We start from the raw sequence: 22,327 nt of genomic DNA, 5'->3' as shown, positions 1-22,327 counted from the left end.
AAAGGCGGCGTAAGGTTTGGCTTCTTATCGGCCTCCCGCTAAGCTCCCATCATGGGACGGAAGGGGTACGTCTACATCCTCGCCGCGCAGAAGAACGGCACGCTGTACATCGGCGTGACATCCGATCTTGCCGCTCGCCTGCTCCAGCACCAGACCGGAACCGGCTCCAGGTTTGCTGCCCGCTATGGCGCGATACGGCTTGTCTGGTTCGACGAATACGATCTGGTTGTCGATGCGATTGCCCGCGAGAAAGCGATGAAGAAATGGCCGCGAGCGTGGAAGGTCAAACTGATCGAAGAGCGTAATCCAGAGTGGCGGGACATCTCCTGGCAGCTGATGCGAGGCGGCACCCGGGAGCATGCCGTGACATTAGTGACGGGCACGGTGGCCCAGAACGTACGGCCGCATTGCCTGGCAGTACCTTCGCACGATACCCCCCAAGCTGTCCGGACCTCGTGCTGCGCGATATGAGCTGAGACTACGAGATCAAACCAGGCGTCGGCCGCCTAGCCCCCACCCACCGGGATCATCGAGACGATCCCGGTGGGTGGGGGCTAGGCGGCCGACGCCTGGTTTGATCTCGTAGTCTCAGCTCATATCGCGCAGCACGAGGTCCGGACAGCTTGGGGGGTATCGTGCGAAGGTACTGCCAGGCAATGCGGCCGTACGTTCTGGGCCACCGTGCCCGTCACTAATGTCACGGCATGGATTCCCGACACTCTCCGCTCGTTTCACTCGCTCACGAGGTCGGGAATGACGGATTCAGGTGTCGTCTCGGCCAATCGTCAATGTTGGGACGTGGCTAAACACCGAGTCTGCCAGCCAATCGGGTTGGAAATTTGCGGAAGCACCCCCGCCTCCGTCGTTCCCGACCTCGTGAGCGAGTGAAACGAGCGGAGAGTGTCGGGAATCCATGCCGTGACATTAGTGACGGGCACGGTGGCCCAGAACGTACGGCCGCATTGCCTGGCAGTACCTTCGCACGATACCCCCCAAGCTGTCCGGACCTCGTGCTGCGCGATATGAGCTGAGACTACGAGATCAAACCAGGCGTCGGCCGCCTAGCCCCCACCCACCGGGATCGTCTCGATGATCCGCGCGGAAAGCCCCAGGTCGTCATTGGTCGCCTGGATGGCGAGTGACCTCACAAGTAACTCGGCCAGCGTGCGCTGGCGCCACCGCTCCGCCAGCCTGGCCAGATCAGCTGTCTCGGCGGCGTCCAGCGCTGCCGAAAAATGATAGTAGCCGATCACATAGAACCGGGTCTGCGGTGCGCCACATGCGTTCTGGATCAGCGCGAACACGTCGCTGCCGTCGCGGCATTCCGGATAGACCGGTAGATAGATCCGGCCGGTGTTGATCCTGCCCAGGAACGGTCCGCCGATGCGCAGGGAGACTGCGCCCAACCGTTCGAGTGCGCTGGCGGCGGCGTCGGCATAGCGCGCGATATCCGGCTCGGAAAGGCCGCCAACGATGGTCGCATGCAGCTTGCCGGCACGCTGGCGGCCGACCTGCCAGGCGATCTTGTCGCTCAACGAAAACGAACGAAGCTCTGCCTCGAACAGCTGGAAAGCTTCGGATCTGCCCAGTTCCCCGGCATCGATTGGCACGACCAGCGAGTGCCGTGGCATCTCGTATCTTCCGTTGAGATAGTCGGTCCCGTCCTTGCCGGCGATGATCTCGGGATGGCCCGGCGCCACCAGCGGCAGATGGGCGAGACGATAGGCCTCGTCGAAGTTCAGGGCCTCGCCTGAAACGAAGCTCCGGCGCGCCGCGTCATAGGCCATCGCGGCATCGTCGCAGAATGTCACTTCGGAAACCTCGGGTGCGGTCGCGCGCCTCACGGCTTCACCATCAGCACCCAGTTCTCGCCCGCGCCGGTCCAGCCCTCCTTGATCATCGGCTCGGAAGCGATCTCGCGGTATCCGGAGCTCTCATAGAGATGCCGGGCGGTGGCGTTGGCGTCCGAAACGATGAGGCTGGTGCCCGTGCAGCCGGTGGCCTCGGCAATCGCGTCGGCCATCGCCAGCAGCCGCGAGCCGAAGCCGCGCCCGCGCGCCTCGGGCAACGTCGCCATGACGTTGACGTACCAGCTGCCGGCGGCCAGGGCCTCGAGCATGTTGAATGGCACGAACATGGCCGGCGTGTCGGGATCCGGCAGCGAGGGTACGATCGGATAGCCGATCAGGCAGGCCAGCACCTTGCCGTGCTCCAGGACGACGGCGTTGCGGTAGGAGAAGCTGCCCTCTTCGCGCTGCGCCCGCTGGCGCCCCACTTCCCAGGGATCGCCGCCTTCCGCCATCTTCGTCCAGAGATACAGCGGCAGGCCGTCGCCGGCCATATTGACGAGTTGCGCCAGGATGCCCGCGTCTTCCTTGGTGGCGGGGCGGGCCTCGGCGGTCAAGCCTTCGTCACTGTAAGCAGCCTTCTCGGCCATGACCGCTCCTCCACTCTGCAGCCGCCCCAGGCTGCGGTCCATATAGGAGCGCGCGTCGCCGCCCCAGTCAACCGCCGCTGTCGGCTGCTGCCCGGGGCAGGGCGGGAACGTCAGCTCTGCCCCTGCAGCGGATGCTGGAACGCCGTGTTTTTAAACTTGATATTTTTAGTCCAGTTTTGTATTGGCTCATTCCAGGTGGCGGGTTAGGCTTACCATGACCGCGCATCATTCGACGCGCGGTCATGGTCGCGAACGAACGAAGGAGGCAGACCGATGATGCATGTCGCTCCGAGCACTGGATTTTCCGAGGCGAGCAGCCGTGACGCAGACATTGGCCGCTACCTCTCGCATTTCGGTCGTGTCGAGGCTTTGAAATTGCAGGTCGACAGCGCGCGACGCGCTGCCAACGACAGCCTTGGCCGGCTCAATGCGCTGCCGCAACCCGAGGTCGGCGAAAGCACCTTGTTCGTCGCCGCCCTCGATATCCATCGGCGCGACAGGGAAGCGCTCTTCGAGGCGATGCGTCAGCTCGAAACGGCGCGCGAGGCCCTGCGGCTTGCGGCGTCGATGGTCGTCCCCGGCCGATGAACCCACAAGGCGCCCCGATGCGGGCGCACGAGTTTTGATCTGGAGAATTTCTTGTTGGCACATCTGAGCGAGAACGAGCGTCGGCACGAGGAAGCGCAGGCGCATATCCGCGCCACCATCATGAACGAGTTCTGCGAAGTGATGCGCAAGACCGGCCTGCCGCCGATGGTCGTCATGCGGCTCGCCGCCCAGGCGGTGGGCTCGATCTACCGCGAGACCGCCGACGCCCATTCCGGTCCGGCGGCCTGCCCCTGTGGCTGGTGCCCGCGTGAGGGCACCGATGTCGACGTCCTCTGCTCGGCGCTGCTGGCGGCTTGCACCCGCCGCAAGGGCCGCGATCTCCGCTCGATGGCGATTGCCGGAACGGCCTGACCGCGGCCGCCATCTTCAGGCCGGCAGGCATGCCTCGCAGATCGCCGCGACGTGGCGATGGTCGGTGCCGCAGCAGCCGCCAAGGATGCGCATCGTCGGGAACGACCGCGTCAGCGCGCCGTAGCGGCGGCCGAGATCGGCAGGATCGCCGGCATCCAGCGTCTCGGATTCATCCAGCTCTGCATGGCTCTTGGTCGAGGCGTTGGCCTTCACGCCGGCTACCCGTTCCAGCCATGCTTCGCCGGCGGCAAGTGCCTGGGCAAAATGGCTCGGGTGGGCGCAGTTGATCATGTAGTAGAGCGGATAGGCGCCGGTCTCGCGGTCGGTCGTCTCGATGGCGTCCTTCAGCGTCTTTCCCGTCACCAGCCTGCCGTCGGTCTCCACCGTGAACGAGATCATGCACGGCATGCCGAGCCGCTTCGCGGCGCGGGCGATGCCGATCGCCTCGTCGATGTTGGTCAGCGTATAGGCCGCCACCATGTCGGCGCCCGCCTCGGCAAAGCTGGCGATCTGGGTCGCGTGATAGGCTTCGGCCTCTTGCGCATCCATGTTGCCGGCCCTGTAGCCGTCGCCGCGCGGGCCGATGGCGCCGCTCACCACCAGCGGCGTCTCCGGCGCTTCCCATTTGTCGCGCAATTCCTCGAGCAGGCGGATCGAGCCGACATTGATGGCCTTCAGCGCCTCGGCCCCATAGCCCAGCTTCTCGCCCCAGTCGGGGTTGGCGCGCCACGTCGCGCTGTCGAGCACGAAGCCGGTGCCGCGCCGGCGGGCGATGTCGAGATATCGCTCGTAGTAGCCCTTCAGGCGCTGCCGGCCCTCGGCGGTGTCGAGCAGCACGAAGGAGGCGAAATGCGGCAGTTCGACGCCGTCATGGAAGATCAGCGTCGTTTCCATGCCGCCGTCGCTGAGGAACAGGCCGCCCTTCATCTGCGGCAGGTCGTTGCGGTACTTGGCCATGTGGGTCTCCGATATCAACGGTTCCCGTCCTGCCGCACGGCCCGGCATCGGGAATGCCGTTTTTGCCTCAACTGTCGGTTCGGAACTAGAAACCTTGCGGTGCGGTGGTCGCGGAAACGCGAATTACGTCGGCACCTCAATGGCTTGGCCAACCATGTGGCGGCATATGCGTCATCGGTGATATTGTCGCGGAGTCAAAAACCGTACCGCAGGTACAGCGTTTTCTCGGATCGGATATGGGCAAGGGCCTGGAAACCCGTGAGCGGATACTCGCGATCGCCGAGATGTCGGTGCTCGCCAAGGGTTTTGGCGCCACCTCGATCGACGAGGTCATCGCCGAGGCCGGCATCACCAAGAGCGGCTTCTTCTACCACTTCAAGGACAAGAACGAGCTCGCCCGCGCCATGCTGCTGCGCTACGTCGAGGCCAACAACCGGGTCTTCGACGACGTTTTCGGCCGCGGTCGCCAGCTTTCCGACGACCCGCTCCAGGCCTTCCTCATCGGCCTCAAGCTGCTCGCCGAGGTCATGGCCGATCTGCCCCACGGCCACCCCGGCTGCCTCATCGCCTCGGTCTGCTACCAGGAGCGCATGTTCGACCGCGAGGTCCGCGCCATCGCGGTCAATTCGGTGCAGGGCTGGAACGTGCGTTTCCGCGCCACGCTCGACGAGATCGCCGCCCAGCATCCGCCGCGCGAGGCTGTCGATCTCGACACCGTCGCCGACATGATGTCCTGCATCGTCGACGGCGGCATCATCATGTCCAAGCTGATGGCCGACCCGCGCCGGCTCGAGCACCAGGTGCTGGCCTTCCGCAGCTTCGTCAAGATGCTGTTCTCAGCCGAACCCGCCGCGCGTGCTGGGCAGGGCGCTGCCCCAGCCTCCCACAGCGCCTCATCACACGTCGACCCCCATCTGCTTTAGGCAGCGCCTGATCGGGAAGACCCAGATTTCGTTGATCGCCAGCGCGCCGCCGAACAGCAGGCCGACCGCGACCAGCCCCGATTTGGACAGGCAGAAAACCACCGCGCCCGAATTGCCCGGGCTCGCCTGGCCGACGATCACGCTGAGCTTGTGGAAGCTGGCATAGATCTTGTCGTGACCGTCGACGGTGATCTGCGCTCCGCCCGGTACCCATGCCGCCCATCGGGCCTCGTGCACGAATTCCTTGGAGACGAAGAAGAAGCGCCGCGGGTCGTTGTTGGCGATCTCGCCATAGCCGACGAGAATGAGGTCGGTGCCGCGGAATCGTCCCGGCGCCACGGCGTTCAGCGCCACCTCGACAAGGGCTGCGTCGCTGCGGATCTCGGCGGCGCCGAGGTCGTCCATGCGCCGCACGATGCCCTCGATCTCGACGGCCGAATGCGGCACGCGTACCGTCACTGGGCCGGGCAGCACGCCGGGATCGGTGACGACATGGGCATTGGTGACGAGGAAATCCCTGTCGCCCTGCCTGAACACCAGCCCCACCGTGCCGGGTTCGCCGTCCGCGCCGAAGACAGCGTTGCCGCCGCGGATCGACAGGGCGACCGGCTGCTCCAGGATCTCGCAGACATCGGTGGCGATCCGGCGCGGGTGCGACCCCTCCTTGTAGGCGAGGTCGAGAAAAGGCGGCACCAGGTGCCGGGCATGTTGCGCGCCCTTCCTCATCACGTAGAACGTCACGCAGGTCGCAGCCAGCTTCTCGCCGCCGCGGTATTTTTTGGACACGCCGAGGTGATGCGCCTGGTGGTGCGCGACGAGGTGGTCGTGGTCCGCCTCGATGGTCCGGCAAACCGTCGCATATTCGGGATGCTCGACGATTTCTGCGGTCATCGCCCGCTCACCTCGCCCCGAGCGGTCCCGGCGTGATCCCGCCCGCGTCCGGCTGCTCGGCAGTTACAGGTGCCTCCACGACGTTGCGCACCACCTGCGTCGTCTTGACGTGCAAAAGGTCGGGCTGGCTGATCAGCGGCCTGAGCGCCACCAGGTTGCCGTCATGGTCGAACACGAAGTCGAACACCTGGAAGCGGTCCTGGATCCCGCCATTTGGCGCACGCTGGACCTCGCCGGAAAGCCCCTTCGCCTCCACCGTCTTGAGCAATTCTTTCAGGAAGCTGATGAACTCGGTCGAATCCATGTTGGCGTGGACCTCGCTGAGCACGCCGTTGGTCATCGTCGCCGTGAAGTCGTTCTTGGCCAGGAAGGCGCCGAACTGCAGCGCATAGGCGCGGTTGTAGTTCGGCACGATGTGAATCGCCGCCGCGGCGCCGTTGACGATCAGGATCGGCTTGACGTCGTAGATGCGGATGCCGCTGACCTTCGAGCCCGGCTTGACCGGCACCGCGGTGACATAGGCGCAGCCCGTGAGTCCGGCGGCCAGGACGACGGACAGTGTAAGCAGCATGCGGGAAAGTGCCGGCCTGACCATGAAATCCCCCGATTCACGTTGGCGCTTCGACCTCGCCTCATGCTGGTGTTTGCCTGCCCGAAAGTCAATCTAAAATTGTACTATAAAACAAATACAACCAAAAGATGAAATCAGCCTGGGCCTCTGCGCGCAGCAGCAGGCGCATTGCCCGCCCCGCAGCGCGCAAAGCCGTGCTTGTTAAGCCTTGCCGCCCCTGCTAAAGCGCGGCGCATGACCACACCGCTCGACCACATCCGCAATTTCTCCATCGTTGCCCACATCGACCACGGCAAGTCGACGCTTGCCGACCGCCTGATCCAGCTCACCGGCGGGCTGGAGCTGCGCGAGATGACCGAGCAGGTCCTCGACAACATGGACATCGAGCGCGAGCGCGGCATCACCATCAAGGCCCAGACCGTCCGCCTCAACTACCGCGCCAACAATGGCGAGGACTACATCCTCAACCTGATCGACACGCCCGGCCACGTCGATTTCGCCTATGAGGTGTCGCGCTCGCTGTCGGCCTGCGAGGGCTCGCTGCTCGTCGTCGATGCGTCGCAGGGCGTCGAGGCCCAGACGCTCGCCAACGTCTACCAGGCGATCGACAACAACCACGAGATCGTCGTGGTCCTCAACAAGATTGACCTGCCCGCCGCCGAGCCCGAGCGCATCAAGGAGCAGGTCGAGGAAGTCATCGGCATCGACGCCTCGCAGGCCGTCTACATCTCGGCCAAGACCGGCCTCGGCATCGAGGGCGTGCTGGAGGCGATCGTCACCCAGCTGCCGCCGCCGCGCGAGGGCGACATCGACGCGCCGTTGAAAGCCATGCTGGTCGACAGCTGGTACGACACCTATCTCGGCGTCATCGTTCTCGTCCGCATCATCGATGGCAAGCTCAAGAAGGGCCAGACCATCCGCATGATGGAGACCAACGCCAAATACCTGGTCGAGCGCACCGGCGTCTTCACGCCCAAGATGATCCAGGTCGACGAGCTCGGCCCCGGCGAGTTCGGCTTCTTCACCGGCTCGATCAAGGAAGTGGCCGACACCCGCGTCGGCGACACCATCACCGAGGACAAGCGCCCCACCGCCAAGGCCCTGCCGGGCTTCAAGCCGGCGCAGCCGGTGGTGTTCTGCGGCCTGTTCCCGGTCGACGCCGCCGACTTTGAAGACCTGCGCGCGGCCATGGGCAAGCTGCGCCTCAACGACGCGTCCTTCTCCTTTGAAATGGAAACCTCGGCCGCACTCGGCTTCGGCTTCCGCTGCGGCTTCCTCGGCCTGTTGCACCTCGAGATCATCCAGGAGCGGCTCGAGCGCGAGTTCAACCTCGACCTCATCGCCACGGCCCCTAGCGTTGTCTACCGCATGAACCTCAACGACGGTTCGACCAAGGAACTGCACAACCCCGCCGACATGCCCGACGTGGTCAAGATCGCCGCGATCGAGGAGCCGTGGATCCGCGCCACCATCCTCACCCCCGACGACTATCTCGGCTCGATCCTGAAACTCTGCCAGGAGCGCCGCGGCATCCAGGCCGACCTTAGCTATGTCGGCAAGCGCGCCATGCTGGTCTACGACCTGCCGCTCAACGAGGTCGTGTTCGACTTCTACGACCGGCTGAAGTCGATCTCCAAGGGCTACGCCTCCTTCGACTACCACCTCACCGACTACAAGGAAGGCGACCTCGTCAAGATGTCGATCCTGGTCAACGAGGAGCCGGTCGACGCGCTCTCCATGCTCGTCCACCGCACGGCGGCCGAAAAGCGCGGCCGTGTCATGGTCGAGAAGCTGAAGGAGCTGATCCCGCAGCACATGTTCAAGATCCCGGTCCAGGCCGCCATCGGCGGCAAGGTCATTGCCCGCGAGACCATCTCGGCGCTGCGCAAGGACGTCACCGCCAAGTGCTACGGCGGCGACGTCACCCGCAAGCGCAAGCTGCTCGAAAAGCAGAAAGAGGGCAAGAAGCGCATGCGCCAGTTCGGCAAGGTCGACATCCCGCAAGAAGCCTTCATCCAGGCGCTCAAGATGGGCGACAACTGAGGCACTCTTTTTTCCTTCTCCCTCCTGAGCTTGTCGAAAGGACGGGGCTCGCCCAAAACCCTCATGGTGAGCCTGTCGAACCATCGGATTTTGGGCCGTCGTCTTCGTCCACGCGCTTCCACCACGGCGTGAACGCGGTTCCCTGCCGGTTCTTGGACAGTTCCGGCAACCTCTCATACGCCAGCGCAATCACCGCTTCCTTTTTGGCGCGGGTCCAGCCCTTGATCTGCCGCTCTCGCTCGATCGCCTCGACGATCCGGTCGTATGTCTCGGTGAACACCAACTCCACCGGCCGCCGCTTGCGCGTATAGCCGTCCTAGATGCCCTCGTTGTGCTCCCAAACCCGCGCCTCGATCTCCTGCTTGGTCAGGCCGGTGTAACATGACCCATCCGAGCATCGCAGGATGTAGATGATGACTTCCATGCCAACAGTCTCCCCCAAAATACAGCGCAGACCCTCATCCTGAGCCTGTCGAAGGATGATCTGAGTGCGCCTGTCGCCAAAAACCTCATGGTGAGCCGTGAGCTTGTCGAACGGTGGAAGGGTTTTGGGACAAGTGGAGATCTGCGCCCGGCGCCCTCGTGGTTCGACAGGCTCACCATGAGGGCTACTGAAGCGCCTTACCTATGGCCATCTTTGCCAAGTCTCCCTACCAAACGCTTGCACACATTGGTGCTGGCTTAGCGCCGCCCACCCAAAATCCTCATGGTGAGCCTGTCGAACCATCGGATATCTAGGCCGTATTTCTCTTCGCCCACAATCATCGACAGTCTAGACGCTGCCCTCGCTACGGTAGGGTAGATTTCCAAGTTGTGTTATTTCTATATAATCTGACCATCATAGTCATTACGTAGAATACAGGAAAAAGGTATAAAGTTTATCGACGTTGACGGCACTTTTTCCAAGTGTAAGAATTGAAAATAGAAAGCTAGGGGAGGGGGAAATGCCGGACGGACAGAATCGAACGACCGAAGCCGAGTTGTCGGCAGTGGTTCTGGAAATTTTATATGAGAGACCCAACGGCCGCGCTACTGTGCAACAGCTGATAGCTGAAATTCCGCGTCGATTGGTGCTTACACCCGAGGATCAGGCACAATCGGATACTCGTCCGAATGAAGAAGTGTGGGAGCAGCGTGTTCGTAATATACGATCGCACCACAGCACTGCCGGAAATTACATAGCCGAAGGGCTTCTGGCTGCCGTCGATGGCGGCTACGAAATTACAGCGATGGGGCGATTGCGCATCGAAAATAGGTAGGTTTAGGCGAAACGCGCTTTGTAGCCGGGTTGCAGCCATCTTAGCTCGGTACCATCGGAAACGGACTTGTCCCAAACGAACCAAGCATATGCTGTTGTGCCCGAGCCGGACTGAACTGCTCCTGCTGGGTAGAACGTTATTCTTTCGCTGAAAACCCAAACCCGTGCCGGTGGGCAGTCGCTGAAAATTGTACGAGCGCGGTTTGCGCCTTCCAAGAAGGCCAGTCGCAAAAGCAATGCAAACTTGTTGCGCGCAATAGTAACGCCAGTGCGGACGAATTCTTCCGCACTGTTGTAAGGCGGGTTTGTCACGATATTGTCTACCGGATCGGTGGCTCGCGTGAAGTCTACGCCAGACTGCCCATACCCGCGATCATATAGGTCTGAACTTCGCACAGAGTTGCCGCGGCTTTCGAGAATGCGGGACATGGCACCGTCGCCGCACGCGCACTCCCATATATCGCCCTTAAAAGTCTCATTATCCATCAACGCATGTGTCGCCCATGCGGGTGTCGGAAAGTAATCGGGGCCAGCTAAATCGGCAAACCGTTTCATCGTTGGCTTGAAGCCGCCGTTTAGGTGATACGTAGCGTCCATGAACCGGTCCCCGATCTTGAGGAGTATTAAAAGAATAAAAGGGTTAATAACCGATGACTGCGGGTAGCCATTGGCTATTTACTCAAAGCGGTATGAAATACTCACCTCCCAAACCGCATCACCCAGTTCACCTCCCACGTTTCGCCGCCATCGACCGACATCGCCTGTTCCCAGTGCGGGCTCTCCCCCGGCGTCCAGAGAAACCGCACGCGCACCGGCACGCCGCCCTCGACATCGTCGCCAAAGAACGCGCCACGCCCGTCCGCGAACCGCCCCACCATCGGCGGAAACAGCCGAAAACTCCTGGTGTCGTTCCAGTAGATCGACCACAGTCCGGTCTCGGGGTTGTAGAGCCTGAGCGTCATGCCGGTGAAACCGCGCTCGGGCACCGCCATCTGGTCGAGATTGCCGCCAAAGGTTCCGTCGGGCGCCTGCATCACCTTTTCGATGTGCGAGAACGCCGTAAACGTTTCCCACGCGTCCGAGCCCACCAGCCGCTCGCGCAGGCGTTCGTTGGTCACCGTCCAGTCGCCGATCAGGAAATCGAAATCGCCAAAGCCGCTCATGCCATCCTCCTCAGGGTTTGCAGGAGAGTAGCCGATGCCTCCTGACAGGCTGCTGTCAGGAGATGTCAGGGGTGGCTTGACCTAGGCGGCACCCCGGGCTCATCTGCCGCCGCGATCCCGCCACACCTACCGCCTAACGCCCGCACCATGAAATTGCTCGCCGCCCTCCTTGCCCTGGCAACCCTCTCCGCCTGCGCTGCCCGCGCGCCGGTGCCGCCGGCGCCCGTGACCGCACCGCCCGCCGCCGTGCAGCCGGCCATCGACCCGCTGCCGGATGGCGTCAAGCCGCTCACGGTCGAGCAGGACGAGCAGATTTCGCAGGGCTGAGCGGGGAAAACTTCTCCACGGTTTTGAATCTTTTTTTCGATTTGAGTTCTGCACCGCTGCGGCTTTCCAGCGTCACGGCATGGATCCCCGGGTCTCCGCACGTCGCTTCGCTCCTGCTCCGCCCGAGGATGACGAGCGCGTTTGGCTGCTCTCGCCAATCGCCAACGCCGGCGCAAAATCCAGGCATTCGCGCTCGTGAAAATGAGCAGTTTTACCGGTTCCGGCCCGCTGGTTCCGGGCAATCTGCCAACTCCGGCGTTGGCGATTAGCCGCGAGCAACATGCCTTCGTCATCCTCGGGCGGAGCAGGAGCGAAGCGACGCGCGGAGACCCGGGGATCCATGCCGTGACATCGAAACTGCCGCAGCCGTGCAGGACACTCCAGCGGTGCACGACGTCACCCCATGTCACCAAACCCCGTTGATACCTGCCGCCCTTTCTCCACCCCCCAAAGACCTCCCGTACAATCCATCCCGTCCCTGCCGCGGGAACACCGGTCATGACGGTGATTGCGTGGGCAGGGGCCGGCGCCTCCGGCGACGGGCCAGCGTAGCCCGCCGCCCGGGGAGGTTCCGTCCAAGGGTTCCCCCTCGGGCACTACGGCCCGGGTGCGCTGGTCGATGCGCTAGTGGGGCCGGGGCGTTAATGCCCGGGCCCGGAAGCGGAACGGACGGGAACATAAATCGCCGGACGGGCGGTCGCGAGATCGCACTTACACATAGCCGAGCGATCTCGCGACCGCCCGTCTTCCCAACCCATTCAATGGCCAGACCGGCAACGGGGCGTGGCAGCGGGGAAGCGCGTCTTTGCCTTCTCCCCATGCGGCAGAAGGTGCCCCGAAGGGGCGGATGAGGGGTGTTGGAAGAAACGGGACGCTGCAAAGGGCACTGCCGATGGCGTCAACGCAACACCCCCGCACTCCGTCAACCACCCCTCATCCGACTTGGCGCTGCGCGCCAATCCACCTTCTCCCACAAGGGGAGAAGGTAAGCCCGCCAACCCCAAGGAGCCCGACATGAGCGAAGAATCTGCCGAAGAGCGCTGGTATCCCAGCTTCAGGATCAACAGTTTCCCGCGCGAACCCTGGTGCACCGACGCGCAATGGGCCTGCGTGCTGCGCGACCAGCAGGAGCACGCCGAGGCCAAGGGCATCTATCTCGGCCTGTTCCAGCTGCTCGCCGCCCATCTTGGTTTCGTGTGCAAATGCCCGCTGCGTGCCTGCCGGCGCCTCAGGAAATGCACCGGCCGCCGCGCCGAGGACGACTGGTCGTTTCCGTTCAAGCCGTTCATCCCGCCCTGCGTGCCGCTCGATGTCGAGATCGTCGAGAAGATGCGGGCCGGGATCCGCGCCGAGACCGACCGCATCCTCGCCCTCCACGAGGCGCGCGGCGATGGCTGACCCCCTTGTTTCAGGCGGCTGGCCAATTTTCCTTTGGCCGGCATATCGGCTAAGCGGGACGGAGATCAAGAACTCCGGAACACCAGCGCATGAACCCCAGCCACAACGCCCCGCTTTTCCTCGGCATCGACACCGGCGGCACCTACACCGACGCGGTGCTGTGGTCCGAGGCGCACGGCACGCAGGGCAGGGTGCTGGCCAAGGCCAAGTCGCTGACCACCCGCCACGACCTGGCTGAGGGCATTTCGGGTGCGGTCGGCGCGGTGCTGGACAGGACGGGCGTCAACCCCGCCGCCATCAAGCTGGTGTCGATGTCGACCACGCTCGCCACCAACGCGCTGGTCGAGGGCCAGGGCGGGCGCGTCGCACTGGTGATGATCGGCTTCTCCGAGGCCGACCTCGCCCGCGACGGGCTGAAGACCGCGCTCGGCACCGACCCGCTGGTGTTGTGCGAAGGCGGCCACGACGTCCACGGCAACGCCCGGACCCTCGATCTTGCGGCGCTCGAAGCGGCCTTGCCCGAACTGGCGAAATCCGTCTCGGGCTTTGCCGTCTGCGCCTATTTCGCCACCCGCAACCCGGCCCACGAGATCGCCGCGCGGGATTTGATCCGGCAGAAGACGGGCCTGCCGGTCACGGCCAGCCACGAGCTGTCGGCAAAGCTCGGCGGCCCGCGCCGGGCGCTGACCACGCTGCTCAACGCCCGCCTGATCTCGATGATCGATCGTCTGGTCGCTGCCACCGAAGGTTTCCTCGAAAAGCGCAGCATCAAGGCGCCCTTGATGGTGGTGCGCGGCGATGGCGCGCTGGTATCGGCCGAATTCGCCCGCCAGCGGCCGATCGAGACCATCCTGTCCGGCCCCGCCGCCAGCCTCGTCGGCGCCCGCCACATGACCGGCCTTGACAACGCCGTGGTCTCCGACATCGGCGGCACCACCACCGACGTCGCCGTGCTCGACCATGGCCGCCCGCGGCTCGACCCGGAGGGCGCCACGGTCGGCGGTTTCCGCACCATGGTCGAGGCGGTCGCCATGCGCACCTTCGGCCTCGGCGGGGATTCGGAAGTTTTGCTGCAAGAGGGCGGGCTGCAGCCCAAAATGTCGCTCGGGCCGCGGCGCGTCGTGCCGCTGGCGCTCGCCGGCATGATGCATGGCGAAGCGGTGACGAGCGAGCTGGAGCGCCAGCTGCGTGCGCCCAATCCCGGCCGCATGGACGGCCGCTTTGCCGTCCGTACCGGCGTGCCGGAACATCTCGCCGCCGGCCTGACGGCACCGGAAGCCAAGCTCTACGACCAGATCACGGCCGTGCCGCAACCCATCGACCGCCTGCTCACCTCCAACGCCCAGAACGCCACGCTCAATCGGCTGGTGTCGCGCGGGCTGGTCCATGTCTGCGGCTTCACCCCCTCGGATGCCGCCCATGTGCTCGGCCGCCAGGCCAACTGGGATGAGGCGGCCGCACGTCTTGGCGCCGAGCTGTTCGCCCGCAAGCGCGACGGCCGCGGCCAGCCGATCGCGGCGAGCCCGGAGGTGTTGTCCGAGCGCGTGCTGGCGACGCTGACCCGTCTGTCGGCCGAAGTGATCCTCGAAACGGCCTTCGCCGAAGACGGGCTCGACGGTGCCGCCACCGTCGCGCATGCGCTGGTGCAGCGCGCGGTCGACTCCCATCCCGGCATCGCCCGTTTCACGGTGGCGCTCGACCGGCCGGTCATCGGCCTCGGCGCCTCGGCCCCGCTGCATTATGCCGGCCTGCCACAGCTTGTCGGCAACGAATGCGTGGTGCCGGAGGACACCGACGTCGCCAACGCGCTGGGCGCCGTGGTCGGCCAGGTCAGGGTCACGGCCGAGGCGCGCGTCAGCCAGCCCAAGGAGGGGCTGTTCCGGGTGGCGGTCGGCGAGCTTGTGCGCGACTTCATCGACGAGGACTCGGCGATGGCGCTGGCCGAGGTGGAAGCGCGCGCCATCGTCGCCGCCAAGGCGCGCGATGCCGGGACCGACGCGGCCGAGATCGATGTGACGGTCGATTTCAAGGTCTCGACGGTCGAGGGCCAGCGCATGTTCATCGAAGCGCATGTCCTGGCGATTGCCGCGGGCAGGCCCCGGATAGCGGTTTGACGGCTAAATCGATTTGCGGCGGCGCCGGGCGGCAAATCAATGCTGCTTTGCAACATTGGACGAATTGACCCTGCGGGCTTTGCGTGCCAAACGCCCGAAAACCTTGTTTTGAACGCCCCTGCGGCGCCGGAATTTTGGAGCGCATGATATGACCGACACCGTCGAACTCTTTGGCCTTTCGATATCGCGTGAGTTGCACGACTTCGTGGTGTCGGAAGCGATGGTCGGGACGGGTGTCGAGGCGGATGCGTTCTGGGAGGGGTTTGCCGCGATCGTGCACGATCTCGGGCCGAAGAACCGGGCGCTTTTGGAAAAGCGCGACGACTTCCAGCTCAAGTTGGACGCCTGGTACCGCAAGCATGGTGCGCCGCACGACATGGCGGCCTACAAGGCGTTCTTGTCCGAGATCGGCTATCTCGTGCCGGAGGGCCCGGCCTTTGCGGTGACGACGGAAAATGTCGACCCCGAGATCGCCACCGTCGCCGGCCCGCAGCTGGTGGTGCCGGTGATGAACGCGCGTTATGCGCTGAACGCGGCGAACGCGCGCTGGGGCTCGCTCTACGATTCGCTCTACGGCACCGATGCGATTTCCGATGCCGACGGCGCCGAGAAGACCAAGGGCTACAATCCGAAGCGCGGCCAAAAGGTCATCGCCTGGGCCAAGGCGTTTTTGGATCAGTCGGCGCCGCTGGCGACGGGCAGCTGGAGCGACGTGACGGGGCTCTCGGTCGAAGGCGAAGCGTTGAAGCTGGCGACAGCTGATGGCTCGGTTTCGCTTCGCGAGCCAAAGCAGTTCGCTGGCTATCGTGGCGCTGCGACCAATCCAGACGCGGTGGTTCTTGTGAAGAACGGCCTGCATGTCGAGGTCGTGGTCAATCGGGAGAGTGCGATCGGCAAGACCGATCCGGCTGGTATTTCGGACATGGTGCTGGAATCGGCTTTGACCACCATCCAGGACTGCGAGGATTCGGTCGCAGCCGTCGACGCCGAAGACAAGGTTGTCGTCTACCGCAACTGGCTCGGCCTGATGCGGGGCGACCTGTCGGAGACCTTCGACAAGGGCGGCAAGCCTGTCACCCGCAAGCTCAATGGCGACCGTGAGTATAACGGCCCGGACGGCGCTTCGGTCTCGCTGCCCGGCCGCTCGCTGATGCTGGTGCGCAATGTCGGGCACCTGATGACCAACCCCGCAATCCGCGACCGCGACGGCCACGAGGTGCCCGAAGGCATCATGGATGCGGCGATCACGGCCTTGATCGCCCTGCACGACGTCGGCGCCAATGGCCGCCGCATGAACAGCCGCGCCGGTTCGATGTATGTCGTCAAGCCGAAGATGCACGGCCCCGACGAAGTCGCCTTTGCCGTCGAGATCTTCGACCGCGTCGAGCGCCTCGTCGGCATGCCCCGCAAGACCATCAAGATGGGCATCATGGACGAGGAGCGGCGCACCACCATCAACCTCAAGGAGTGCATCCGCGCCGCCAAGGAACGCGTGGTGTTCATCAACACCGGCTTCCTCGACCGCACCGGCGACGAGATCCACTCGTCGATGGAAGCCGGCCCCATGGTGCGCAAGGGCGACATGAAGCAGGCGCCGTGGATCAATGCCTACGAGGCCTGGAACGTCGACACCGGGTTGGAATGCGGCCTGTCCGGCCATGCCCAGATCGGCAAGGGCATGTGGGCGATGCCCGATCTGATGGCGGCGATGCTGGAGCAGAAGATCGCGCATCCGAAAGCCGGCGCCAACACCGCCTGGGTGCCGTCGCCGACGGCAGCCACCCTCCATGCCACCCACTACCACAAGGTCGACGTGCACCAGGTTCAGGACCAGCTGAAGAGCCGCCCCAAGGCGCGGCTCGACGACATCCTGTCGGTGCCGGTGGTGGTCCGTCCCAACTGGACGCCCGACGAGATCCAGCGCGAGCTCGACAACAACGCCCAGGGCATCCTGGGCTACGTCGTGCGCTGGATCGACCAGGGCGTCGGCTGCTCGAAGGTGCCCGACATCAACGATGTCGGCCTGATGGAGGACCGCGCGACGCTGCGCATCTCCTCCCAGCACATCGCCAACTGGCTGCGCCACGACGTCTGCTCGCATATCCAGGTGATGGACTCTCTCCAGCGCATGGCGGCGATCGTCGACCGGCAGAATGTCGGCGATCCGCTCTACAAGCCGATGGCGCCCGAGTTCGACCAGTCGACCGCCTTCCGCGCCGCCTGCGACCTCGTCTTCGAAGGCCGCGCCCAGCCCAACGGCTACACCGAGCCGGTCCTCCACAAGCGCAGGTTGGAGCTCAAGGCCAGGGAAAGAGTTTAGAATTCTCGGGTATGATGCCCGATGTGATTTTGACAGCCTGATAGTTATGACAGCGCTCTACGTTGCCCCCCTCTGGCCTGCCGGCCATCTCCCCCACAAGGGGGGAGATCGACCAATCGCGACGGCGCAACCCCTTGCCCATGCTGTCCAGCGGGCGGCGCGTTCAACGCGGCTGATCTCCCCCCTTGTGGGGGAGATGGCCGGCAGGCCAGAGGTGGGCGTGCAACGCCCTGCCTTGCGCCATTCTGCCTGGAGCGCAGCATGATCCTGCTCGCCATAGACTGTGCCGCAAGCCTCTGTGCCGCCAGTATCCACGATGCCGACGCTGGTCGCGAACTCGGCCGCTGCGTACGCGATCTCGGCAAGGGCCATGCTGAGCACCTGATGGCCGTCATTGAAGAGGCGCTGGCGCAGGCCGGCAAGGCCTATGCCGATCTCGGACGGATTGCCGTGTCCACCGGTCCCGGCTCCTTCACCGGCGTGCGTGTCGGCGTCTCAGCCGCGCGCGGCTTTTCGCTGGCGCTGAAGATCCCGGCAGTTGGGGTCACCACGCTTGAAGCGCTTGCTTATGAAACACGCCAGGCGCTCGGACCGATGAAGGTGCAGGCAGCCCTCGATGCGGGGCGCGAGGAGCTTCATGCGGCATTGTATGATGCGAACGGAAAGGCTCTTCGCGAACCTGCCGTCTTGTCGCTGGCCGAGGCTGTCGAGATCGCCTCTTCCGCGCCGATGGCGCTAGCAGGAACCGCAGCCCAGTCTATCGCCAATGCGGTCGGAGTGGACAAGGCATTGCAAATCGGCCCGCTCGCGGCGACTGCAGATATCGGCACCTATGCCCGGTTGGCCGCCGCCAAGCAGCCCGGTGACCGGCCCAAGCCCCTTTACCTGAGAGCACCGGACGCCAAGCCGCAAGCCGGCTTCGTGCTGGCGAGGGAGCAGAAATGAAATTGCCGTTCTGGCCGCTGCGCCGCGACTTTGCGCTCCTGCCGCTCTCGGTCGACGACAGCGCGGCCATCGCACCCCTGCACCGCGAAGATTTCGTGCGCCCATGGTCAGGCGAGGAGTTTTCGTCGCTGCTCGCACAAGACACGGTTTTCGGTTTTGCCGTACGTGAGGTCGGCCACGGCGCGGAAGCGCCGGCAGGTTTCGTGCTGGCACGGCTGGCGGCGGGCGAAGCCGAAATCCTGACCATCGCGGTGTCGCGGTCGCATCGCCGCCATGGCCTCGGCTGGCGGCTGATGGATGCGGTGCTGCGCGAACTGCACGCCCAGCGCGCCGAAGCACTGTTCCTCGAGGTCGACGAGACCAATGTGGCGGCGATCGGCCTCTACCGCAAGTTCGGCTTCCACGAGGTCGGCAAGCGCCCGAATTACTACCAGTCGGCGCAAGGGGCGACGGGCGCGCTTGTCATGCGGCTCGATCTTCGCTAGCCAGAGGCCCGTTCGGGGGCTTTGAGGGCTACATGATCGGAAAGATCCGCACGGGGCTCGCGCTCTTCTGGATGGTTGCGGCCTCGCTGGTGCTGGTGCCGCTGCAGGTCATCTCGATGAAGACCGGCCTATGGCCGGAAACGTTCATCCTCAAGATCTGGCATCGCGCCATGCTTTGGGGGCTCGGCATGCGCGTCCGCATCGTCGGCAAGATGGTCGAAACCCGGCCGTTGATGATCGCCGCCAACCATGTCTCGTGGACCGACATCATGGCGCTCGGCTCGCTGGTCGACGTCACCTTCATCGCCAAGTCGGAACTGAACGGCTGGCCGGTTTTCGGCTTCCTGTCGCGGCTGCAGCGCACCGTGTTCGTCGAGCGTGAGCGCAAGCGCAAGTCGGGCGACCAGGCGAGCGAGATCGCCCAGCGCCTTGCCGCCGGAAACGCCATGGTGCTGTTCGCCGAAGGCAGCACCGGCGACGGCAACCTGCTTCTGCCGTTCAAGAGCACGCTGTTCGGCGCCGCCTCAATGGCGATTGCCGAGGGGGCTGCCGCTCACGTCGTCATCCAGCCGGTGTCGATCGCCTATACCCGCATCCACGGCCTGCCGATGGGCCGCCAGCACCGGCCGATCGCCAGCTGGATCGGCGACATGGACCTGGTGCCGCATGTCGGCCAGCTGCTCGCCGAGGGCGGGCTCGACGTCGAGATACGCTTCGGCGAGCCGATCGATTTCTCGGCCAAGTCGAGCCGCAAGGAGGCGACGCGGCTGATGGAGGAGCGGGTGCGAACGATGATGCTGCAATCGCTCGCCGAGCCGCATCCGGCGCGCTGAGCATTCGCCGAGGGAAACCGCCTGAACGTTCCATCGAATGGCCGACGGCGCCGCAGCTTCGCCTGTGGGGCCTGGATAGCACCAGTTTAGAAAGAGCAAAAAACCCCGGCGAGAGCCGGGATCCCCAAGGTCTGACTGTCTTAGAACCTGTACGCGACGCTGAGTCATCAGAGCATCTTCAGTACGCTTCCAATTTGGAGGTTCGTGGCGAGGTCCTTTGTGCTCACGATTGACGAACTTTGGTTTTTTCACCGAGATAGAGCAGCGCCGACAAGGCGCCAACGCCGAAGATCGGGTAAGTGGTCATGCCGGAGTAGGGAGATCACATGCGATCGGTTATCAAGATCACGGCTAGGGCAATGGCCGACGCGGCTGCGGTGATTGCCTGTTGCCATCTCTTATCTCTGGCGAATGACCCTGCAATGACCATGATCACAGGCACGCTGGCTAGTGATGCATACCAAGCGACGAGTTTTAGCGTTTCCATCGATCCTCCCGTAGCGATCGGCTGCGTGTAACACCGCCAACGAATATGTTCACCTGGCAAATGACGAGGGATCGTAGGTATACTAAAGGTTGTCGTGGCCGGGTTTTATGGAGGGGGGTCCTTCAGCCATGCCGAATGGGGAAGAGATGGTTAGACTTATGCTTGCCGGAGCGTTGATGCTCGCAGGCTCGAATGCCTTTGCTGCCGGTATGGGCGTTTCATTTGATTGGGGTCCGACGAAAAAGTGCCTGGACCCGAAGTCTCCGCCGATTGCACTGTCGAACGTGCCGCAGGGAACGGTAAATCTTGAGATCAAGATGATCGATCAGAATGCAAGCTTCAACCACGGGGGCGGCAAGGTGGCGTTCAAGGGACAGTCCCAGCTCCCCTATGGTGCCTTCAAATACAAAGGGCCTTGCCCGCCTGCAGGCACGCATCACTACAAGATCACGGTGAAGGCGCTTGACGCGAGTGGCAAGGCCTTGGCCAGTGGGTCGGCTACCCAGCCCTTCTCAAAGAAGTAAGCATTAATCCTTGAAAGGATCGCCCCGCTGCCGAAAGGCGGTGGGGCTTTTTGCGTTCCAGGCACAAACAAAAACCCCGACTTGAGCCGGGGGCCAGGATGCGATGTGGTGGCCCTGCCGTCCAAACGGCTCCCACGTCTTCCAGCCAAGGCTGGCGGCACCAAAGGCGTAAAGCGTCTGTTTTTTGCCGCCGAAAGGCGGTAATAGGCGCGGCATGGAACTCGACGATATGTTTGAAATCATGCCGGCAGCCTCTGGTGAGGTCGCCGCGGCAAGCACCAGCGCTGCCAAGAAGGTCTTCATCAAGACCTATGGCTGCCAGATGAATGTCTACGACTCGCAGCGCATGAGCGATGCGCTCGCGGCTGACGGCTATGCGGCGACCGAGGCCATCGAGGACGCCGACCTCATCTTGCTCAACACCTGCCATATCCGCGAAAAGGCTGCCGAAAAGGTCTATTCACAGTTGGGCCGCCTCGGCAAGCTCAAGGCCGAGCGGGCGGAAAGCGGCCGCGAACTGATCGTTGGCGTCACCGGCTGCGTCGCCCAGGCCGAAGGCCGCGAAATCCTGCGCCGCGCTTCGGCGGTCGATCTCGTCGTCGGCCCGCAAACCTATCATCGCCTGCCGGAAGTGGTGAAGAAGGCGCGCGGTGGCCAGAAGGTCGTCGAGACCGAGTATTCGCTTGAAGACAAGTTCGAGCACCTGCCGCAGCCAAGGAAGTCCGAAGTCGCCAGGCGCGGCGTCACCGCCTTCCTGACCGTGCAGGAGGGTTGCGACAAGTTCTGCACCTTCTGCGTCGTGCCTTATACCAGGGGTTCGGAAGTTTCGCGCTCCGTCGCCCAGATCGTCACCGAGGCCGAAAGGCTGGCCGAGGCTGGCGTGCGCGAGGTGACCCTGCTGGGCCAGAACGTCAACGCTTGGCACGGCGAGGGCGCCGACGGCAAGGAATGGGGGCTGGGCCGCCTGCTTTACCGTCTCGCCGAAATCCCCGGCATTGCCCGGCTGCGCTACACCACCAGCCATCCGCGCGACATGGACGACGAGTTGATCTCGGCCCATCGCGACCTCGCGGCACTGATGCCCTACCTGCACCTGCCGGTGCAGTCGGGCTCCGACCGTATTCTCAAGGCGATGAACCGCCGGCATACGGCATCGGACTATCTCCGGCTGATCGAGCGCATCCGCGCGGCACGCCCCGACATCGCCATGTCGGGCGATTTCATCGTCGGTTTTCCGGGCGAGACGGATGCCGATTTCGAGGCTACGATGGAGATCGTGCGCGCCACCAACTACGCCTCGGCCTATACGTTCAAATATTCGCCACGCCCCGGCACGCCCGGCGCCGAAATGGACGGCCATGTCGAGGAAAAGGTCAAGGACGAGCGCCTGCAGCGGCTGCAGCAGCTGATCACCAAGCAGCAGCACGCCTTCGCCGATGGACTGGTCGGCATGACGATTTCGACGCTGATCGAAAAGCCCGGCCGCGAGCCCGGACAGATCGTCGGACGATCGCCTTGGTTACAACCGGTTATTGTTGATGAAAAGGCCGGCGAAATCGGTGACATTGTTGATGTGCGAATCACGAAGACAGGTACCAACAGCCTGTTCGCCGAAGCGGTCTGATCGGCCGTACGGCAGATGAGGAGAGACGGTTGAGCGCTGCTGAACTCAAGAACCTGCCCTCCGGGGC

At 63.9% G+C, this 22,327-nt stretch carries 23 protein-coding genes and 1 pseudogene; 15 read left to right on the top strand and 9 right to left on the bottom strand.

Annotated features, from left to right (window positions below):
• Positions 1-51: 51 nt before the first annotated feature.
• Positions 52-471 carry a GIY-YIG nuclease family protein gene (locus tag O1Y97_RS00310; RefSeq protein ID WP_318762709.1) on the top strand — a complete coding sequence of 140 codons (420 nt, stop codon included), beginning with the start codon at positions 52-54 and terminating at the stop codon, positions 469-471.
• Positions 472-1,061: 590 nt separating this feature from the next.
• Here the strand turns inward: O1Y97_RS00310 and O1Y97_RS00305 are convergent.
• Entirely contained in the window at positions 1,062-1,844 is a 783-nt protein-coding gene (locus O1Y97_RS00305) for a hypothetical protein (protein ID WP_318762708.1), read from the bottom strand.
• Complete coding sequence (locus O1Y97_RS00300) at positions 1,841-2,437, bottom strand: GNAT family N-acetyltransferase (protein WP_318762707.1); 597 nt, start codon at positions 2,435-2,437, stop codon at positions 1,841-1,843. The genes O1Y97_RS00305 and O1Y97_RS00300 overlap by 4 nt, the downstream gene beginning before the upstream one ends.
• 273 nt (positions 2,438-2,710) lie before the next feature.
• Here O1Y97_RS00300 and O1Y97_RS00295 point away from each other — a divergent pair, with 273 nt between their 5' ends.
• Positions 2,711-3,025, top strand: a complete 315-nt coding sequence (locus O1Y97_RS00295; protein ID WP_318762706.1) for a hypothetical protein — start codon at positions 2,711-2,713, stop codon at positions 3,023-3,025.
• A gap of 51 nt (positions 3,026-3,076) precedes the next feature.
• Complete coding sequence (locus O1Y97_RS00290; protein ID WP_245439554.1) at positions 3,077-3,397, top strand: hypothetical protein; 321 nt, start codon at positions 3,077-3,079, stop codon at positions 3,395-3,397.
• 15 nt (positions 3,398-3,412) lie between these two features.
• On the opposite strand, the gene O1Y97_RS00285 is transcribed toward O1Y97_RS00290, so the two are convergent.
• Positions 3,413-4,354, bottom strand: a complete 942-nt coding sequence (locus tag O1Y97_RS00285) for a homocysteine S-methyltransferase family protein (RefSeq protein WP_318762705.1) — start codon at positions 4,352-4,354, stop codon at positions 3,413-3,415.
• 236 nt (positions 4,355-4,590) lie between these two features.
• Here O1Y97_RS00285 and O1Y97_RS00280 point away from each other — a divergent pair, with 236 nt between their 5' ends.
• Positions 4,591-5,277, top strand: a complete 687-nt coding sequence (locus O1Y97_RS00280; protein ID WP_108605428.1) for a TetR/AcrR family transcriptional regulator — start codon at positions 4,591-4,593, stop codon at positions 5,275-5,277.
• Here the strand turns inward: O1Y97_RS00280 and O1Y97_RS00275 are convergent.
• Both O1Y97_RS00275 and O1Y97_RS00270 read right to left on the bottom strand, forming a co-directional pair.
• A complete protein-coding gene (locus tag O1Y97_RS00275; RefSeq protein WP_318762704.1) occupies positions 5,251-6,168 on the bottom strand; it encodes a trypsin-like peptidase domain-containing protein in 918 nt (305 codons plus the stop codon). The two genes, O1Y97_RS00280 and O1Y97_RS00275, sit on opposite strands and share 27 nt — an antisense overlap.
• Before the next feature lie 7 nt (positions 6,169-6,175).
• Positions 6,176-6,763, bottom strand: coding sequence for a hypothetical protein (locus O1Y97_RS00270; protein WP_318762703.1), 588 nt, complete (start codon positions 6,761-6,763; stop codon positions 6,176-6,178).
• Positions 6,764-6,973: 210 nt separating this feature from the next.
• Between O1Y97_RS00270 and lepA the strand changes: the two genes are divergently transcribed.
• The gene (gene lepA / locus O1Y97_RS00265) at positions 6,974-8,782 is read left to right on the top strand and encodes a translation elongation factor 4 (RefSeq protein ID WP_318762702.1); all 1,809 of its coding nucleotides are present in this window, start codon (positions 6,974-6,976) and stop codon (positions 8,780-8,782) included.
• A gap of 61 nt (positions 8,783-8,843) precedes the next feature.
• Here the strand turns inward: lepA and O1Y97_RS00260 are convergent.
• Positions 8,844-9,206 (bottom strand): annotated as a pseudogene (locus O1Y97_RS00260) (GIY-YIG nuclease family protein).
• Between the two features lie 520 nt (positions 9,207-9,726).
• Between O1Y97_RS00260 and O1Y97_RS00255 the strand changes: the two are divergent.
• The gene (locus O1Y97_RS00255) at positions 9,727-10,041 is read left to right on the top strand and encodes a hypothetical protein (RefSeq protein WP_318762701.1); all 315 of its coding nucleotides are present in this window, start codon (positions 9,727-9,729) and stop codon (positions 10,039-10,041) included.
• A gap of 2 nt (positions 10,042-10,043) precedes the next feature.
• Here the strand turns inward: O1Y97_RS00255 and O1Y97_RS00250 are convergent, their stop codons facing one another.
• Together O1Y97_RS00250 and O1Y97_RS00245 are read right to left on the bottom strand one after the other, a co-directional pair.
• Positions 10,044-10,637, bottom strand: a complete 594-nt coding sequence (locus tag O1Y97_RS00250) for a hypothetical protein (protein ID WP_318762700.1) — start codon at positions 10,635-10,637, stop codon at positions 10,044-10,046.
• A 101-nt stretch (positions 10,638-10,738) separates the two neighbouring features.
• Positions 10,739-11,203 (bottom strand): hypothetical protein, encoded by a 465-nt coding sequence (locus O1Y97_RS00245; RefSeq protein ID WP_318762699.1) that lies wholly within the window; start codon positions 11,201-11,203, stop codon positions 10,739-10,741.
• A gap of 147 nt (positions 11,204-11,350) precedes the next feature.
• Here O1Y97_RS00245 and O1Y97_RS00240 point away from each other — a divergent pair, with 147 nt between their 5' ends.
• The 7 genes from O1Y97_RS00240 (at position 11,351) to O1Y97_RS00210 (ending at position 19,625) form a co-directional block, all read left to right on the top strand.
• The gene (locus O1Y97_RS00240) at positions 11,351-11,530 is read left to right on the top strand and encodes a hypothetical protein (RefSeq protein WP_318762698.1); all 180 of its coding nucleotides are present in this window, start codon (positions 11,351-11,353) and stop codon (positions 11,528-11,530) included.
• 1,014 nt (positions 11,531-12,544) lie between these two features.
• A complete protein-coding gene (locus O1Y97_RS00235; RefSeq protein WP_318762697.1) occupies positions 12,545-12,928 on the top strand; it encodes a hypothetical protein in 384 nt (127 codons plus the stop codon).
• 89 nt (positions 12,929-13,017) lie between these two features.
• Complete coding sequence (locus tag O1Y97_RS00230) at positions 13,018-15,042, top strand: hydantoinase/oxoprolinase family protein (RefSeq protein ID WP_318762696.1); 2,025 nt, start codon at positions 13,018-13,020, stop codon at positions 15,040-15,042.
• 148 nt (positions 15,043-15,190) lie between these two features.
• Entirely contained in the window at positions 15,191-17,362 is a 2,172-nt protein-coding gene (locus tag O1Y97_RS00225; protein ID WP_318762695.1) for a malate synthase G, read from the top strand.
• 261 nt (positions 17,363-17,623) lie between these two features.
• Complete coding sequence (gene tsaB / locus O1Y97_RS00220; RefSeq protein WP_318762694.1) at positions 17,624-18,307, top strand: tRNA (adenosine(37)-N6)-threonylcarbamoyltransferase complex dimerization subunit type 1 TsaB; 684 nt, start codon at positions 17,624-17,626, stop codon at positions 18,305-18,307.
• Entirely contained in the window at positions 18,304-18,792 is a 489-nt protein-coding gene (locus O1Y97_RS00215) for a GNAT family N-acetyltransferase (RefSeq protein WP_318762693.1), read from the top strand. The genes tsaB and O1Y97_RS00215 overlap by 4 nt, the downstream gene beginning before the upstream one ends.
• 32 nt (positions 18,793-18,824) lie before the next feature.
• On the top strand, positions 18,825-19,625 hold the full coding sequence (locus O1Y97_RS00210; protein WP_183264180.1) for a lysophospholipid acyltransferase family protein: 801 nt from the start codon (positions 18,825-18,827) through the stop codon (positions 19,623-19,625).
• 322 nt (positions 19,626-19,947) lie between these two features.
• On the opposite strand, the gene O1Y97_RS00205 is transcribed toward O1Y97_RS00210, so the two are convergent.
• Positions 19,948-20,112: a hypothetical protein gene (locus O1Y97_RS00205; RefSeq protein ID WP_318762692.1), complete on the bottom strand. Its 165-nt coding sequence runs from the start codon at positions 20,110-20,112 to the stop codon at positions 19,948-19,950.
• Between the two features lie 176 nt (positions 20,113-20,288).
• Here O1Y97_RS00205 and O1Y97_RS00200 point away from each other — a divergent pair, with 176 nt between their 5' ends.
• Both O1Y97_RS00200 and miaB read left to right on the top strand, forming a co-directional pair.
• Positions 20,289-20,636, top strand: a complete 348-nt coding sequence (locus tag O1Y97_RS00200; protein ID WP_318762691.1) for a YbhB/YbcL family Raf kinase inhibitor-like protein — start codon at positions 20,289-20,291, stop codon at positions 20,634-20,636.
• Positions 20,637-20,850: 214 nt separating this feature from the next.
• Positions 20,851-22,260, top strand: coding sequence for a tRNA (N6-isopentenyl adenosine(37)-C2)-methylthiotransferase MiaB (gene miaB, locus O1Y97_RS00195; protein WP_318762690.1), 1,410 nt, complete (start codon positions 20,851-20,853; stop codon positions 22,258-22,260).
• Positions 22,261-22,327: the final 67 nt, after the last annotated feature.

This window comes from Aminobacter niigataensis (assembly GCF_946995915.1).
Lineage (GTDB): Bacteria > Pseudomonadota > Alphaproteobacteria > Rhizobiales > Rhizobiaceae > Aminobacter > Aminobacter niigataensis.
This window is presented reverse-complemented; position numbering and strand designations above follow the sequence as displayed.